Annotated in this window: 18 protein-coding genes; 15 read left to right on the top strand and 3 right to left on the bottom strand. The window is 69.7% G+C overall.

The features are described from left to right. Positions 1 to 4: 4 nt before the first annotated feature. A complete protein-coding gene (locus QOZ81_RS00330; protein ID WP_291203338.1) occupies positions 5 to 496 on the bottom strand; it encodes a DUF192 domain-containing protein in 492 nt (163 codons plus the stop codon). A gap of 124 nt (positions 497 to 620) precedes the next feature. On the opposite strand from QOZ81_RS00330, the gene QOZ81_RS00325 reads away from it, so the two are divergent. Then, a complete protein-coding gene (locus tag QOZ81_RS00325) occupies positions 621 to 3,059 on the top strand; it encodes a DUF5916 domain-containing protein (protein WP_291203341.1) in 2,439 nt (812 codons plus the stop codon). On the opposite strand, the gene QOZ81_RS00320 is transcribed toward QOZ81_RS00325, so the two are convergent. Further along, a complete protein-coding gene (locus QOZ81_RS00320) occupies positions 3,040 to 4,263 on the bottom strand; it encodes an aminotransferase class V-fold PLP-dependent enzyme (RefSeq protein WP_291203344.1) in 1,224 nt (407 codons plus the stop codon). The two genes, QOZ81_RS00325 and QOZ81_RS00320, sit on opposite strands and share 20 nt — an antisense overlap. Continuing rightward, complete coding sequence (thyX, locus tag QOZ81_RS00315) at positions 4,260 to 4,940, bottom strand: FAD-dependent thymidylate synthase (protein ID WP_291203347.1); 681 nt, start codon at positions 4,938 to 4,940, stop codon at positions 4,260 to 4,262. The genes QOZ81_RS00320 and thyX overlap by 4 nt, the downstream gene beginning before the upstream one ends. Before the next feature lie 199 nt (positions 4,941 to 5,139). Between thyX and fsa the strand changes: the two genes are divergently transcribed. From fsa to QOZ81_RS00245, 14 genes are all read left to right on the top strand, one after another. After that, positions 5,140 to 5,787: a fructose-6-phosphate aldolase gene (gene fsa / locus QOZ81_RS00310; protein WP_291203350.1), complete on the top strand. Its 648-nt coding sequence runs from the start codon at positions 5,140 to 5,142 to the stop codon at positions 5,785 to 5,787. Between the two features lie 35 nt (positions 5,788 to 5,822). Then, complete coding sequence (locus QOZ81_RS00305) at positions 5,823 to 6,245, top strand: histidine triad nucleotide-binding protein (RefSeq protein WP_366083012.1); 423 nt, start codon at positions 5,823 to 5,825, stop codon at positions 6,243 to 6,245. 53 nt (positions 6,246 to 6,298) lie between these two features. Further along, positions 6,299 to 6,934, top strand: coding sequence for a hypothetical protein (locus QOZ81_RS00300; RefSeq protein ID WP_291203356.1), 636 nt, complete (start codon positions 6,299 to 6,301; stop codon positions 6,932 to 6,934). A gap of 96 nt (positions 6,935 to 7,030) precedes the next feature. After that, positions 7,031 to 7,696, top strand: coding sequence for a beta-ketoacyl synthase chain length factor (locus tag QOZ81_RS00295; RefSeq protein WP_291203359.1), 666 nt, complete (start codon positions 7,031 to 7,033; stop codon positions 7,694 to 7,696). Positions 7,697 to 7,702: 6 nt separating this feature from the next. Next, complete coding sequence (locus tag QOZ81_RS00290) at positions 7,703 to 8,509, top strand: lysophospholipid acyltransferase family protein (protein WP_291203362.1); 807 nt, start codon at positions 7,703 to 7,705, stop codon at positions 8,507 to 8,509. Continuing rightward, the gene (locus tag QOZ81_RS00285; RefSeq protein WP_291203365.1) at positions 8,454 to 8,729 is read left to right on the top strand and encodes a phosphopantetheine-binding protein; all 276 of its coding nucleotides are present in this window, start codon (positions 8,454 to 8,456) and stop codon (positions 8,727 to 8,729) included. The genes QOZ81_RS00290 and QOZ81_RS00285 overlap by 56 nt, the downstream gene beginning before the upstream one ends. 26 nt (positions 8,730 to 8,755) lie before the next feature. After that, on the top strand, positions 8,756 to 9,001 hold the full coding sequence (locus tag QOZ81_RS00280) for an acyl carrier protein (protein WP_441316717.1): 246 nt from the start codon (positions 8,756 to 8,758) through the stop codon (positions 8,999 to 9,001). After that, positions 9,001 to 9,345, top strand: coding sequence for an ApeI family dehydratase (locus QOZ81_RS00275; RefSeq protein WP_291203371.1), 345 nt, complete (start codon positions 9,001 to 9,003; stop codon positions 9,343 to 9,345). Before QOZ81_RS00280 ends, QOZ81_RS00275 begins: the two co-directional genes overlap by 1 nt. Then, complete coding sequence (locus QOZ81_RS00270) at positions 9,342 to 11,072, top strand: glycosyltransferase family 2 protein (protein ID WP_291203374.1); 1,731 nt, start codon at positions 9,342 to 9,344, stop codon at positions 11,070 to 11,072. The genes QOZ81_RS00275 and QOZ81_RS00270 overlap by 4 nt, the downstream gene beginning before the upstream one ends. Next, complete coding sequence (locus QOZ81_RS00265; protein WP_291203377.1) at positions 11,069 to 11,488, top strand: acyl-CoA thioesterase; 420 nt, start codon at positions 11,069 to 11,071, stop codon at positions 11,486 to 11,488. Before QOZ81_RS00270 ends, QOZ81_RS00265 begins: the two co-directional genes overlap by 4 nt. Further along, positions 11,485 to 12,681, top strand: coding sequence for a beta-ketoacyl-[acyl-carrier-protein] synthase family protein (locus tag QOZ81_RS00260; RefSeq protein WP_291203381.1), 1,197 nt, complete (start codon positions 11,485 to 11,487; stop codon positions 12,679 to 12,681). Before QOZ81_RS00265 ends, QOZ81_RS00260 begins: the two co-directional genes overlap by 4 nt. Further along, complete coding sequence (locus QOZ81_RS00255) at positions 12,678 to 13,103, top strand: ApeP family dehydratase (protein WP_291203384.1); 426 nt, start codon at positions 12,678 to 12,680, stop codon at positions 13,101 to 13,103. Before QOZ81_RS00260 ends, QOZ81_RS00255 begins: the two co-directional genes overlap by 4 nt. Next, the gene (fabG, locus tag QOZ81_RS00250; RefSeq protein WP_291203387.1) at positions 13,100 to 13,846 is read left to right on the top strand and encodes a 3-oxoacyl-ACP reductase FabG; all 747 of its coding nucleotides are present in this window, start codon (positions 13,100 to 13,102) and stop codon (positions 13,844 to 13,846) included. Before QOZ81_RS00255 ends, fabG begins: the two co-directional genes overlap by 4 nt. Further along, positions 13,846 to 15,072: a beta-ketoacyl-ACP synthase gene (locus QOZ81_RS00245; RefSeq protein ID WP_291203390.1), complete on the top strand. Its 1,227-nt coding sequence runs from the start codon at positions 13,846 to 13,848 to the stop codon at positions 15,070 to 15,072. The genes fabG and QOZ81_RS00245 overlap by 1 nt, the downstream gene beginning before the upstream one ends. The last annotated feature ends 36 nt before the right edge of the window (positions 15,073 to 15,108 follow it).

Genomic DNA, 15,108 nt, shown 5'->3' with positions numbered 1-15,108 from the left:
GCGCCTAGCGCTGGACCAGCATGGCCCAAGCGCCGCCCTTCAGCCGGGTGCCGTCATCCAGGGTGAGGTCCCAGCGCAGGGCATCGCCCTTCTTCAGCTTCACGCGCTTGAAGGTGCCCGCGGGGAACTCGATGAAGTTCCGGGCCGGCACGGTCCCGCCATAGGTGGGGCAGGGGCTGGGTTCGAGCTTGGACTGGGCCTTCGAGCAGGGGGGCACGTTCTCGGCGACCTCCACCACCACGCCCTGGGCATCGACCCAGGCCACATCCAGGCTGATCAGGCAGTTCCTCATCCAGATCGTGTGGTAGCCGTCCCGCCCGTACAGGAAGATCATGCAGCGATCCTTGGCCAGGTGGCTGCGGCGCATGAGGCCCAGCTCCTGCTCCCGCGGCTCTGAGGCGACCTCGGCCATGAAAGCCTGGTTCCGGAAGTGGACGGTACCGCCCCCCCCCGCCAGCAGCGGCAGGGACAGCAGGGCCGTGAACAGCATGCGCATGGCGACTCCTTGGACCTCATTATCAGATGAAGTGCCCACGGGACCGTGAAGGATCCCCGCTCGATGATACCTCGCAAGCTGTGGCACCATGATCGCAGGTGGCCGTTGCGTCGCCAGGAGAGTCATGCGCGCCACCTCCCTGCCCGTGTTTCCTCTGCTTGCCGCCGTGGCTCTGGCCGCGCAGGGCCCGGATTCGGGCCTCCGGGCCGTGCGTACCACCGCTGGCATCCAGATCGATGGACGCCTCGACGAGGCCGCGTGGGCGTTGGCCATCCCGGCCTCCGGCTTCACGCAGGAGTGGCCCGTGCGCGGCGTGCCGGCCCGGCAGCGGACCGAGGTCCGGGTCCTCTTCGACGACCACTTCCTCTACGTCGGCGCGCGCATGCACCACGATCCGGCCCTGGACGGCGGTCCCGCGAAAGTGGTCCGCCGCCTCCACCGGCGGGACCAGGAGAGCCAGGGCGATTGGTTCGGCGTGGCGATCGACTCCAACCACGACCATCGGACGGCGCTGGTCTTCGAGGTGAATGCCGCAGGCGTCCAGAAGGATCAGGTGATCTACAACGACAGCACCTACGATCCCAGCTGGGATGGCGTCTGGGAGAGCGCCGTGACCATCGACGAGGGCGGATGGACGGCGGAGCTGAAGATCCCCCTGTCCCTGCTCCGCTTCAAGCCCGGGGAGGGGCCCCAGACCTGGGGCATCAACTTCAGCCGCGCCGACCAGGGCGTCGTCCGCGAGTCCAGCCGCTGGCGCGTGGTCCCCCGCGGCGACACCGGATTCGTGAGCCGTTTCCCTGAACTGGTGGGGCTGGAGGGACTCCGCCCCCAGACCAGGCAGGAGTACCTGCCGTACCTCAGCTCCATGCGGAAGTTCGAGACGATGCGCCCCTTCGATGACCGCCGCTGGGAGCAGCGGGCGGGCCTCGATGCCCGCTGGGGCCTCAACTCCCACGCCCAGGTGGACCTGAGCCTCCGGCCGGACTTCGGACAGGTCGAGGTCGACCAGGCCGTGCTGAACCTGGGCACCGTGGAGACCTTCTTCCCGGAGAAGCGGCCCTTCTTCCTCGAGGGCATGGACGTCTTCCGGGTGGCCGGCCCCGACCTCTTCTACAGCCGTCGTATTGGACAGGGACTGTCGGATCCAACCCTCAATGCCGGAGAAACCCTCCAGGACCGCCCCGGTGCCACCGACATCACGGCCGCCGCCAAGTACACCGCCAAGTTCCCGAGCGGCACGAACGTGGGGCTCCTGGGTGCCAGCGTGGAGCCGGCCAGCGCGGTGATCCAGGACGCGGCGGGTGGCCGCTTCCGCCGCGAGCTCGCCCCGCTCACCAACTTCGGGGTCCTGCGGGTCCAGCAGCTCATGGATGACCGCGGGAGCTACCTGGGCGCCTTCGCCTCGGGGATGCACCAGGCGGGGCCCGCGGGCCGGGTCGCCCAGGTCGAGGCCATCGACGGCGTCTACAAATCCTTCGATCGGAGCGGGCTCGTCGAGGCCACGCTCAGCCGCACCCAGGCGGGCCCGAAGGAGGCCCAGGACCAGGGCTGGCGCGGGCGCCTGCGCGTCCACCAGGACTGGCGCGACGGGTGGGTCCTCGAGGTCCAGGCCATCAACGCCGGCTGGGCCTACAACCCCAACGACACCGGCTATCTGAACCGGGCCGATGAGCAGAGGGTCTACGCGGAACTGGTCCGGCACTGGGAGGACCCCTGGGGCGTCCTGCGGCACCGCGAGGTGGGCTTCAACCACACCGCGGCCCGGGACCAGGCCGGGCATACCTTCCTCCGGAACTTCAACGGCTGGGCCAAGACCGACTTCAGCAACTTCGTCTCCCTGTGGGGCGGCGGGGGGGTGGACGTGGCCGCCGAGGATGACCGGGAGCTGCGCACCTACGCCGACCCCATCAAGAAGTACCTGGCGCGGCCCTCCCTGCCCTACGCCAACCTGGGCTTCGACACGCCGGGCAACCGGCCCTGGTACGTGAAGGTGAACGCCAGCCGCTCCTGGCAGGAGGGAGGTCCCTCCACGGACACGACCCTCTTCCAGATCATCAAGCCCACCTCCGCCGTGGAGGTTCAGCTGACCACTTCCCTGACTCGCGACGAGGGCGAATTGAAGTGGCTGGAGACGCCCACCACCACGCCCATCGTGGGCCTGCGCCGCCTCAGCCAGTTCGACCAGTCCCTGCGGGTGGCCTACGCCTTCAACCCCGCCTTCACCATCCAGCTCTTCAGCCAGTGGCTCGCGGCGAACTGGAACTTCCGCGACCTGAAGCACTACGTCAACGATCAGACCCTGGCCCCGGGTCTGCCCCAGGACCAGCCCCCCGGCACCACGCCCGAGACCGCCTTCAGCTACCGCACGTGGAACCTGAACCTCATCACCCGCTGGGAGTTCCGGCCCGGCTCCACCTTCTTCCTCGTCTACACCCACGGCACCAGCACGGATGCCCTGATCAACGACCGGGCCAGCCTCGCCCCCCGGCCCGACCTGGCCATCCTGCGGAAGCTGCCCTCGGACGACGTGATCCAGGCCAAGGTCAGCTGGCTGTTCCGCTAGAACCCTTGAGCCACTGGGCCACCCGGTCCACATCGGCCTCGGTGTGGAAGCCGTGGAAGGCCACGCGCAGGTAGCCCTCCCGCACCGAGGCGAAGACTCCCTGGCGGTACCCGGCCTTCAGCAGGCGGTCCATCCGATCCGGCCCCGAGCCAGCGTGATGAAAGGCCAGGAAAGGCCCCAGGCGGCCGCCCTCCAACAGGGTGCCCAGGCGGCCGGCCTCACCGGCCCAGGATGAATCACCCAGGGCATCGAGGAGGCGCTCCTGCAGTCGGGTCACGTGGGCCTCGATGGCCGCCACGCCGGTCTGGTTGAGGAGGCGGAGGGACTCCAGCAGGGCCGAACCCAGCAGCAGGCTGGGCCCGCCCGGCTCCAGGGCCCGGCCATCGGGAAGCCAATCGCGGGCGAGGTCAGTCGAAGGCCGGGCGAACTCCGTGGCATCCACCACCGACAGCCAGGTGCCGGTGGGCGCCAGGGATTGCCGGAAGCCCGCCTCGGTCCAGAGGAAGCCCAGCCCTTCGGGCGCCAGGAGGCCCTTGTAGCCGCCGGTGGCAAAGGCGGAAAGACCCTCGAGATCCAGAGGGGTGGTTCCCACGCCCTGGATGCCATCCACCACCAGGTGCACGCCCCGTTCGCGGCAGGCGGCACCGAGGCGCGGCAGGTCGAGCTTGAGCCCATCCTGGAAGCGCACCCAGGAGACGGCCAGGATGCGGGTCCTCGGCCCGATCGCCCCGACCAGCCGGGCTTCGGGATCGGATTCGGCGGTGGGCGGCAGACTCGCCCAGGCGTCCGTTCCAGCCTGGTGGCCCGCCCAGAGCGGCACCTCGCGAAACCCGACGCCCCGGGACCGCAGCGCCAGCCAGGGCCAGGCGTTGGAGGGGAACTCGCCCAGCGGCGCGAGCACTTCATCGCCCGGAGCCCAGGGAAAGCCCTGGGCCACAGTCACCAGCCCCGAGGAGGTGGTGGGTGTAAGAGACACGTCCCTGGCCTCGCCGCCGATGAGGGCGGCCGCCTCACGGCGCAGGGCGGCGGGCAGGCCCTGGAAGTCCTCCTCCCAGCCCATCTCCCAGGGCTGGAGTTCCTTCTGCATGAAGGCGCGCACCGCGCGCATCCCCGCCCGGGGCACCGGCCCTTCGGCACAGTGCATGACCCAGAGGTGGTCCTTGTCCAGGTGGAAGAGGGCGGGGTTGAGGGGCGGGGCGTTCATCCCTTGCCAGAGGCCAGGAGGGCCTTGAGGCCCACGGGAAACAGGGGTTCCACCAGGTTGCGCACCGCGGCGGCGTACTGCTGGATCTCCCACTGGGCGTGGCCATCGGCCCGCAGCCGGATGAAGTGCGCCACGGCCTGGAGGCTGACGGTCCAGTAGACCTCCGAGTAGAGGGCCACCGGCAGCACGCAACGGGCCTGCTCGCGGCAGACGCCCAGGGCGATGAGTTCCTTGTAGTGGGTGACGGCCCCGCGACAGCTCTCGAGGTAGCTCTCCAGGGCGCGGGCACGATGGGCCTCGGCGATCTCCCCCTCGCTGCCCTGCTTGTTCACCTTGGCCTGCTGGCGGAAGGTGGCGGGAACGAAGAACTCGTCCTCGGGGAACTCCACGTAGCGGCCTGAAATCTCGTTGAACTCCGAGCCGATGCGGTGCTTCATCCACTGCCGGAACACGAAGATGGGCGCCTTCACGTGGAGCGTGAGCGCCGTGTGGCGGAAGGGCGAGGTGTGCTCGTGCTCGGCCAGGTAGTCCACCAGCTTGGCGTCGCCGTCCTCGAAGGTCGCCTTCATCTTCCCGAAGGACACCCGCGCCGCGTTCACCACGGACAGGTCCGAGCCCATGTGGTCGACGAGGCGGACAAAGCCTTTGTCTAGAACCTTGATCTCGGGATGGGCCATGGGGACGACTCCTGGCTCCTAGCGTATCGCGCAGGAATACCTCCGATGGAAAAGCCTGGTTTGCCACAGATAGACCCGGATGAACACGGATAAAGCCTTGGTTCCAATCAGGGTTCTTCGGTACCTGGTTTCCAGGCTGGATCCGGGTTCGCGAGCCGCCCGGACCCCCTGGTATCCTGGAGGGTTCCTGGAGACGATCATGAAATTCTTCATCGACACCGCCAACATCGACGAGATCAAGCGCATCAACGCCCTGGGCGTGCTGGACGGGGTGACCACCAACCCCAGCCTCATCGCCAAGGAGACGGGCAAGCCTTTCGAGGCGATCATCGAGGAGATCTGCGGCATCGTGGACGGCCCCATCAGCGCCGAAGTCATCGGCCTGGAGGCCCCGGGCATGATCGAGGAGGGGCGCCGCCTCTCGAAGATCCACAAGAACGTGGTGGTGAAGCTGCCCCTCATCGCCGAGGGCCTGAAGGCCTGCAAGGTGCTGTCCGGCGAAGGCATCCACACCAACGTGACGCTTTGCTTCAGTTCCACCCAGGCCCTCATGGCGGCCAAGGCCGGCGCCACCTACGTGAGTCCCTTCGTGGGCCGCCTGGACGACATCAACCTCGAGGGCATGGACCTCATCCGCGAGATCTGCGCCATCTTCGAGAACTACGCCTTCGACACCCAGGTGCTCTCCGCCAGCATCCGCAGCCCCCGCCACGTCACCGATTCCGCCCTGGCTGGCGCCCACGTGGCCACCATCCCCACCAAGGTCTTCGATCAGATGCTGAAGCACCCCTTGACCGACAAGGGCGTGGAGGGGTTCCTGGCGGATTGGAAAAAGAGCGGCCGCTGATGCGCCGCCTGCTCCCCTTCCTCCTGGCCACGGCCCTGGCGGCCCAGGCGCCATCCGCTGCCCCAACGACACCCTCCTCCAAGGCTGTCCCCGCCGACTGCATCTTCTGCCAGATCGTGGCGGGCAAGGCCCCCTCCCGGAAGGTCTACGAGGACCGGTTCGTGTTGGCCTTCTGGGACATCCGTCCCCGGGCCAAGGTGCACCTGCTGGTCATCCCCAAGCAGCACGTGGCCAGCCTCAAGGAGCTGGATGACCTGCCGGTGGAGACCCGGGCCGCCCTGCTCAGCGCCTGCGTCCGCGTGGCGCGGGAGCAGGGGATCCTGGACGATGGTTTCCGGGTGATCTCCAATGCCGGCAAGGACGCCAGCCAGAGCGTCTTCCACCTCCACTTCCATGTGGTGGGCGGCGAGAAGCTGCGAGAGGACGCCATCACGAAGGATCTGCCCAAGGGCCCTTGAACCGTCCAGCCCGGAACCCCCGGGCCTGGATCGATTTTTTTTGGAGCTTTCCCATGCGACGTCTCCACCTCCGCCCCTTCCTGCTCGGCCTGGCCGCCCTCGGCACCCTGGCCCTGACCGCTGCCGACGGGCCCACCGTCATGACCCCGCTCGTCTGGAAGCCGACCTCCGCCCTCCTGTCCTCGGGCACGGTGAACCTCACGCCCTTCGCCACGCTCAAGATCGCGATCCGGCCGCTGGCGGACAACCGGCCCGAGAAGGCCCGCCTGGGCGAGAACGTGGAGAAGCCGGTGACCCGCTACATCGGCACCGCCGAGGACGTGGCCCCCTACGTCACGAAACACCTGCTCGCCCTGCTGCAGCAGCCCGGCCTCCCCCTGACCGACAAGACCGAAGGCGCCGCCATCACCCTGAGCGGTGAGCTCCAGCGGTTCTACGTCATCGAGAAGGACACCTACGTGGGTGACTTCCGGGCCCTGCTCCAGGTCGAATCGGCGGGCAAGGTCCTCTGGAAGGGGCTGGCGGTGGGCCAGGCCACGCGCTTCGGCCGCTCCTACAAGGCTGAGAACTACCACGAGGTGCTGAGCGACAGCCTCGTCGAGGCCGTGTCCCACCTGCTCTCCGACAAGACCTTCCTGGAGGCCCTGGCCGGACAGGCCCCCGCCCAGGCTGCACCCGCCGCCCGCTGAACGCCGGGAGGCCCGCCCGGCTCCCGCCACCCCATTCCGGATCGCATGCAGCCCCACCGCTTCTCGGTTCCCCTCCTTCGCGCAGCGGTATGGTCTGTGGAGCCCCTGCTCCCGCCGGAGGGTGGCGGCCTGCTGGAGCTGGCCACGGGCGTGCCCAGCCTGGGTTTCGTGGAGCCGCTGCTGCGCCGCCGCCTCAGCCCCCTGGGCCGCGCCATGCTGCACTGCGCGGGCCGTGTGGCGGAGGGCCTGGGGCCCCTGCCCTCCGTCTTCGCCTCCCGCCATGGCGAGGTGGCCCGCTCCCTCCCCATCCTGGAGGACCTGGCCCGGGGACTTCCCTCCTCCCCCACGCAGTTCTCCATGAACGTCCACAATGCCGTGGCGGGCGTCTGGTCCATCGCGCGGCAGGACCCCAGCCCTTCCATCTCGGTGGCGGCCGGGCCCGAAACCTTCGGCCTGGGCCTGCTGGAGGCCCTCAGCCTCCACGATGCCGACCCATCCCAGCCCGTGCTGTTCGTCTACGCCGATGAGCCCCTGCCCGCCCCCTTCGCGACCTTCGCCGACCGCGAGGCGCCCCTGCACGCGGTGGCCCTGCTCATCGGCCTTCCCGCCACCAGGCAGCTGGTGCTTGAGCGGAAGCCCGGCGGCGCTGGGGACCCGGCCCCAGTTCCCCAGTCCCTGCAGGCCCTCCAGACCCTCCATTCGGGCCTCCCCCAGGGACCCTGGGCCGAGGCGGGCGGGACCTGGCGCTGGACCGTGGAATAGACCGGCATGAAGCGCTTCCTCAAGGTCATCGCCAGCGGCATCGGCTTCTCCTCCCTGGGTGTGTTCGGCGTGCTGTTCTCCCTGCTGGGACTGCCCGTCCTGCACCTCCTCCCGGGGGGCCTGGAGACGTTGCACCGGCGGACCCGCTGGTTCGTGTTCCGGTACTTCCGCGCCCTGGCCGCCTTCCTGGAGTGGGCCGGGATCTTCGACCTGCGCACCGAATCCATGCCACCCCGGAAGGACCTTGACGGCGTGCTCATCCTCGCCACGCACCCGGGCTACCTGGACGTGGTGATCCTCCTGTCGCTCATCGACCAGCTCACCTGCGTGGTGAAGGCCGGCATCTGGAACAACCTCCTCTTCGGCTGGGTGGTCAAGGCCGCGGGCTACATCCCGGCCCTGGACCCCACCATGGTCATCGAGGAGGGTGCCAGGGCCCTGGCCCGGGGCGAGACCATCCTCCTCTTCCCGGAGGGAACCCGCACCCTGCCTGGAGAGCCCTACGCCTTCCACCGGGGGGCCGCCCACCTGGCCCTGCAGTCCCGCGCGCCGATTTTGCCCATCCTGGTCGCCTGCGAACCGCCCCTCCTGGCCAAAGGTCACCGATGGTACGAGATGCCCCACGATCCATGCGATTATAGCTTCCGCGCCATCGCGCCCCTTGACCTGCCCTGGCCTGGCCTCACCGACCTCCCACCGTCCCAGGCCGCCCGCAAGGTGACGGCTTGGCTCGAGGACCGGTTCAACCAGGAGATCCATGTTGCAGGACATCACGCCGCTCGACATGAAGCGGTTCATCGTCAGGACCCTTGACCTCGAGGACACCACGCCCGAGGACATCGGCGATGACCAGCCCCTGTTCGCGGGGGGCCTGGGCCTGGATTCCATCGACGCCTTCGAGCTGGGCATCGCCCTGAAGAAGGCCTATGGCCTCCAGCTGGATGGCGAGAAGACCTCGGGCTTCGCCCACCATTTCCGCACCCCGGCCACCCTGGCCGCCTTCGTCGCAACCCACCGCCAGGTGTCCCCATGAGCGATTCCGGAGCCGCCTCCATGACCATGACCGAGCAGGACATCTTCAACAAACTGAAGGAAGTCCTCGCGGATTCGTTCCGCCTGGATCCGGAGAAGATCACGCTGGATTCCCACCTCTTCAAGGACCTCGACCTGGACAGCATCGACGCCGTCGAGCTGGCCATCCAGCTCCAGGACTTCACGGGCCGCCGCGTGAAGGCCCAGGAGTTCAAGGACGTGCGCACCGTGGGTGACGTGGTGACCACCATCCACAGGATGCTCCAGTCGTGATGCCCTTCCCCGGGGAGCTGCGGGCCAAGGCCGGAGACCCGGGGACCTTCGCCCTCCAGGTGGAAGAGAACCATCCCGCCTTCGAGGGGCACTTCCCCCACGAACCGATCCTGTCCGGCCTCATCCAGGTGGACTGGGCCATCCGCCTGGGACGGGAGGTCTTCGCCTGCCCGGGCACCTTCCAGGGCCTGGAGCACCTCAAGTTCCAGGCTCCCATCCGCCCCGAGGAGCCCCTGGAGCTGGACCTCACCTGGGACGCTGCCGCGGGCCATCTGGAATTCTGCTATTCGGGCCGGGAGGGCCGGAAATCCCAGGGCATCGCGGTCTTCCGCCCGACCCCATGACCGACTTCAGGCCCTGCCTCATCGTGCCGGTGTTCAATCCCGGCCCCGCGCTGGGCCGCACCCTCGGGGCCCTGCTCCTGCACCGCCTGCCCATCTTCGTGCAGGACGACGGCAGCACCGAGGCCACCCGGCTGGAGCTGGAGGCCCTGGCCGCCAGCCAGCCCCTGATCCGCCTCGGCCGCTGGGACCGGAACCAGGGCAAGGGCGCCGCGGTGGTCGAGGCCCTGCGCCGGGCCCATGCGGCAGGCTTCACCCACGGCCTCCAGGTGGACGCCGATGGCCAGCACGACCCCGAAGCCGTGGGCCCCTTCCTGGTCCTGGGCGAGGCCCACCCGGACGCCATCATCGCCGGCGTGCCCCGCTATGAGGGTCCCGTGCCCACGGCCCGCCGCTACGGGCGCTGGTTCACCCATGCCTGGGTCTGGCTGGAGACCCTCTCCTTCGCCATCGGAGACTCGCTCTGCGGGTTCCGCCTCTACCCGCTCGAAGCCGCCGTGAGGCTCGCCGGGCGCGTGGCCCTGCCCCTGCGCATGGACTTCGACACCGCCATCATCGTCCGCCTCCACTGGGCGAGTCTGCCCATCCTGAACGCCCCGGTGCGGGTCACCTACCCGGCCGACGGCGTGTCCCACTTCGATGTCCTCCGGGACAACCTCCGGATTACGCGGATGCACACCCGCCTGGTCTGCGGAATGCTGCTCCGCCTGCCGCGCCTCCTTGCGCGCAAGATCCGCCCCCGTGGCTCGAACCCCGCCCACTGGTCCCGGATCCAGGAGCGGGGCACCGCCCTGGGCCTGCGCATCGCCCTGTGGACCTACCGCCTCCTGGGGCGCCGGGGGCTGCGCTTCATCACCGAGTTCGTGGCGGCCTACTTCTTCGTCACGGGGCGCGAGGCGAGGCGGGCCTCTCGGGACTACCTGCAGCGTCTCCACGACAGCTCGGGGCCCCTGCCGGAGCTGCCCCGGCCACCCCGGCTCCGGGACCAGTACCGCCACGTGCGCACCTTCGCCCTGTCCTACGTGGACCGCTTCCTGGCCTGGATGGATGCGGGGGACGCCACCGTCGACTTCCCGGAAGAGGCCGCCTTCCACGCCCAGCTGGCCTCGGGCCGGGGCGCCCTGTTTCTCAGCGCCCACCTGGGCAACCTGGACATGCTGCGGGGCCTGGGCGCGCTCCGCGGCATCCAGGGCCTGAACGCGGTGGTGTATTCCGAGCACGTGGTGCGCTTCCAGGACCTCCTCAAGGAGATCAACCCCGGCTACGAATCGAACCTCATCCACCTGCCAGAGGTGACCGTGGGCACCGCCATGGCCCTGGAGGACAAGGTCGCCAAGGGCGAGAGCCTGTTCCTGGTGGGGGACCGGCCCCCCGCCTCCGAGAACGGTCGCACGGTCCCCGTGCCCTTCCTGGGCCGCGAGGCACCCTTCCCCATGGGCCCCATCTTCCTGGCCCACCTGCTCCAGTGCCCGGTGTACCTGTTCTTCTGCATCAAGGAGGGAACCGCCTACCGGGTCCACATGGAGACCTTCGCCGACCGCATCGACCTGCCCCGCCGCGGCCGGGAGGCGGCGCTGAAGGACTGGGTGACGCGGTATGCGGCGGCGGTGGAGGCGCACTGCCGGCGGGCCCCCTTCCAGTGGTTTAATTTCTATGATTTCTGGGGCCCGGTGTCTGCCCTTTCCGCCTCGCCATCCGTTCCTCCACCCGCATCCCCGGCCGCCCCATGACGCCTCCCCTCACCGCCGTCGTGACCCTGGAAGTCCCGTTCCATGACGTGGACTCCATGGGCATCGTCTGGCACGGGCACTACCTCAAGTACTTCGAGATCGCCCGGACGGCCCTCCTGCGGCGCGTCGGCATGGACCTGGCGGAGATGAACGCCTCGGGCTGCGTCTGGCCCGTGGTCACCTGCGACGTGAAGTACCTCCGGCCCCTGCGCTATGGCCAGGTCTTCCGCGTGGAGGCCACCCTTCAGGACTACGACTGCCGGCTCAAGATCGCCTACGCCATCTCCGACCCCGCCAGCGGCGAGCGGCTGACCCGCGCCACCACGGTGCAGTTCCCCGTGGACGCCACCACTGGCGAGACCCGCTACGAGACGCCGGCAGGCCTGGTCGAGGCCATCGAGCGGGCCAGGGCATGACCGGACCCGAGCGCTGCCACCTCTCGGCCCTGGGGCTGGTGACCGCGCTGGGCCGTGGCAAGGAGGCCGTGGCGACGGGCCTGTTCCGCGGCACCACGACGGGACTGGTGCTGGAGGAGGGCTGGCTGCCGGAAGGTCCGGCCCGCGTGGGCCGGGTGCCTGGGCAGCTGGAGGCCCTTCCTGCCCGTTTCGCCGACGACGACTCCCGCAACACCCGGCTGCTGCTGGCGGCGCTGGGAGAGATCCAGGACGAGGTGGACCGCGAGATCAGCCGCCACGGGCGCCATCGGATCGGCGTGGTGCTGGGCACCAGCACCTCGGGCATCGAGGCCTCCGAGCGGGCCCTGGCCCATGCCCTGACGGAGGGCTCCCTGCCCCCGGAGTTCCACTACCGGCAGCAGGAGATCGGCCGCCTGGCCCCCTTCCTCGCTGAGTATCTGGGCCTCACGGGCCCCGCCCTGACCGTGTCCACGGCCTGCACCTCCAGCGGCAAGGCCCTCGTCACCGCCCGCAACCTGCTGCGGCTCGGCCTCTGCGACGCCGTGATCACCGGGGGTTCCGATTCCCTCTGCAAGCTGACCCTCAACGGCTTCGCCTCCCTGGAATCCGCCACGGCCACCCTCTGCAACCCCCTGAGCCGGAACCGCTGCGGCATCAACGTGGGCGAGGCCGCCGTGCTGTTCCTCCTCCGCCGGGAGCCCGCCGAGGTGGCCCTGCTCGGGGCCGGGGCCTCCAGCGACGCCCACCACATCTCCTCGCCCGAGCCCTCGGGTCGCGGCGCGGAGGCCGCCATGCGCGCCGCCCTCGCCGAGGCCGGGCTGCGCCCCGGGGGGATCGGCTACCTCAACCTCCACGCCACCGCCACGCTGAAGAACGACGAGATGGAGAGCCTCGCCACGGCCCGGGTCTTCCCGGACGGCGTGCCCTGCAGCGGGACGAAGCCCCTCACGGGCCATGCCCTGGGCGCTTCGGCGGCGGCGGAGCTGGCCTTCGGCTGGCTCGCGCTCCACCCGCGCTGGAATCCCGAACGGCGCCTCCCGCCCCACCGCTGGGATGGCGAGGCGGATCCGGCCCTGCCGGCGCTGCGGCTCACCACCGAGGCCAGCCGCCTGGACGGCCCCCGGGTCTGCATGTCCAACGCCTTCGCCTTCGGCGGCAACAACCTCAGCCTGATCATCGGGGCGACGCCATGAGCTCCCTGCCGCAGGTCACGGACCTGATCCTCCACCGGGGCCCCTCGGTGCTTTTGGCGCGCATCCTGGAGGTGTCCGCCACCCGCTGCCGCGCCTCGGTGCGCCTCGAACCCGGGGCCTGGTACCTGCAGGCGGACGGCAGCGCCCCCGCCTGGGTGGGCCTGGAGTGGATGGCCCAGGCCGCCGCGGCCTTCAGTGGCCACCGCCACCGCGAGGCGGGCCGGGAGCCCCGCATCGGCTTCCTGCTGGGCACCCGCACCTACGAGGCCCTGGTCCCAAGCTTTCCGGTGGGACTCGAGCTGGAGGTGGAAGCGGAAGTCCTCTTCTTGGATGATTCCGGCCCCGGCGCGTTCACATGTGAGGTTCGCCACAAAGGCGAAACCCTTGCCCGTGCTAGGTTGAAGGCGATCGAAACCCCATGACCGCCACCCCCTCCATCCCCTCCAGACAGGTCCTCGTCACCGGCGCCAGCGGCCGCCTGGGGCGGGCCATCGCCCTCCGTCTGGCCCAGGATGGCTTCCACGTCACGGCCCACTGCCACCGCAAGGTGGACGAGGCCCGAGCGGTCTGCGCGGCCATCTCGGCCGCGGGCGGCAGCGCGGACTGGATCGCCTTCGACGTGGCGGACCGCGAGGCGGCCCAGCGCCAGCTCGAGGCCCGGGTGGCCGCCCAGGGCCCCTTCTACGGCATCGTCTGCAACGCGGGCATCACCCGGGATGGCGCCTTCCCCGCCCTCAGCGGCGAGGACTGGGACCAGGTCCTCAGCGTCGGGCTGGATGGCTTCTTCAACGTGGTGCATCCCCTGATCCTCCCCATGATCAAGACCCGCAAGGGCGGCCGCATCGTCTGCATCTCCAGCGTCTCGGGCGTGGTGGGGAACCGGGGCCAGGTGAACTACAGCGCCGCCAAGGCCGGCCTCATCGGGGCCGCCAAGGCCCTGGCGGTGGAGGTCGCCAGCCGCGGCATCACCGTCAACTGCGTCGCCCCCGGGCTCATCGAGTCGGAGATGGTGGACGAGACCGTGCTGGAGCGGGCCCTGCAGGCCATCCCCATGGACCGGGTGGGCCAGCCCGAGGATGTGGCCGCCGCCGTGGCCTTCCTGTGTTCGGACGGGGCGAACTACATCACGCGCCAGGTGCTCGGCGTCAACGGAGGACTGGTCTGATGCATCGCGTGGTCGTGACCGGCATGGGCGGCGTCACGCCCCTCGGAGACAGCTGGGAGGCCATCGGCCCCGCCATGGAGGCGGGCCGCAGCGGCGTGAAGACCATGACCGCCTGGGACCAGTACCCCGAGATCCAGACCCGCCTCGGCGTCCCCATCGAGCACTTCGACGTGCCGGAGCACTACCCCCGCAAGATGGTGCGCTCCATGGGCCGCGTGGCCCTGCTGGGCGTGCGCGCCACCGAGCTGGCCCTGGCCGACGCGGGCCTCCTGGGCGATCCCATCCTGCGCAGCGGCCACACCGGCGTGGCCTACGGCTCCTCCTTCGGCAGCGTGGAGCCCATGGTGGCCTTGGGGAAGAGCCTCGCCGTGGGCCGCATCAGCGGCATCGGCGCCACGGGCTACATCCAGGCCATGAGCCACACGGCGGCCGTGAACATCGGCGTCTTCTTCGGCCTCACGGGCCGCGTGATCCCCACCAGCACCGCCTGCACCTCCAGCAGCCAGGCCATCGGCTACGCCTACGAGACCATCCAGCAGGGCCGGCAGACCGTGATGATCGCCGGGGGCTGCGACGAGCTCACCATCTACACGGCCGCCGTCTTCGACACGCTGTATGCCACCAGCCTGAAGAACGACACCCCCGAAGCCACTCCGCGCCCCTTCGACACGGACCGCGACGGCCTCGTGGTGGGCGAGGGGGGCTGCACCCTCATCCTCGAGGACCGCGACCACGCCCTGGCCCGCGGTGCCCGGATCTACGCCGAGGTGCTGGGCTTCGGCACCAATTCCGACGGCGCCCACATCACCCAGCCCCAGAAGGAGACCATGGCCGAGACCATCCGCCTGGCCCTTCGGGATGCGGACCTCCGGCCCGAAGAGGTGGACTGGGTCAATGCCCACGGCACCGCCACTGAGCATGGCGACATCGCCGAGAGCCACGCGACCTTCGAGGTCTTCCAGCGCCCCATCCCCATCGTGTCGTTCAAGAGCTACTTCGGCCATCCCCTGGGCGCCTGCGGCTCCATCGAGGCCTGGGTGGGCATCCACATGACCCTGGCCAAGCGCGTCGCCCCCACCCTCAACCTGGTGAACCCCGATCCCCGCTGCGCCGAGCTGGACTACATCCAGACCACCCCCCGCCACCTGGATGCCACCTGCTTCGTGAGCAACAACTTCGCCTTCGGGGGCATCAACACGGCCCTGGTCTTCCGCTGCCCCGCCTGAGAATCTTGACGAACTGACGGAAATGCGGGGCCCGCG

Source organism: Geothrix sp. (assembly GCF_030219325.1).
In the GTDB taxonomy this organism is placed as follows: Bacteria; Acidobacteriota; Holophagae; order Holophagales; family Holophagaceae; genus Geothrix.
The sequence above is the reverse complement of the archived record's forward strand: the minus strand, read 5'-3'. Positions and strand labels throughout refer to the sequence as shown.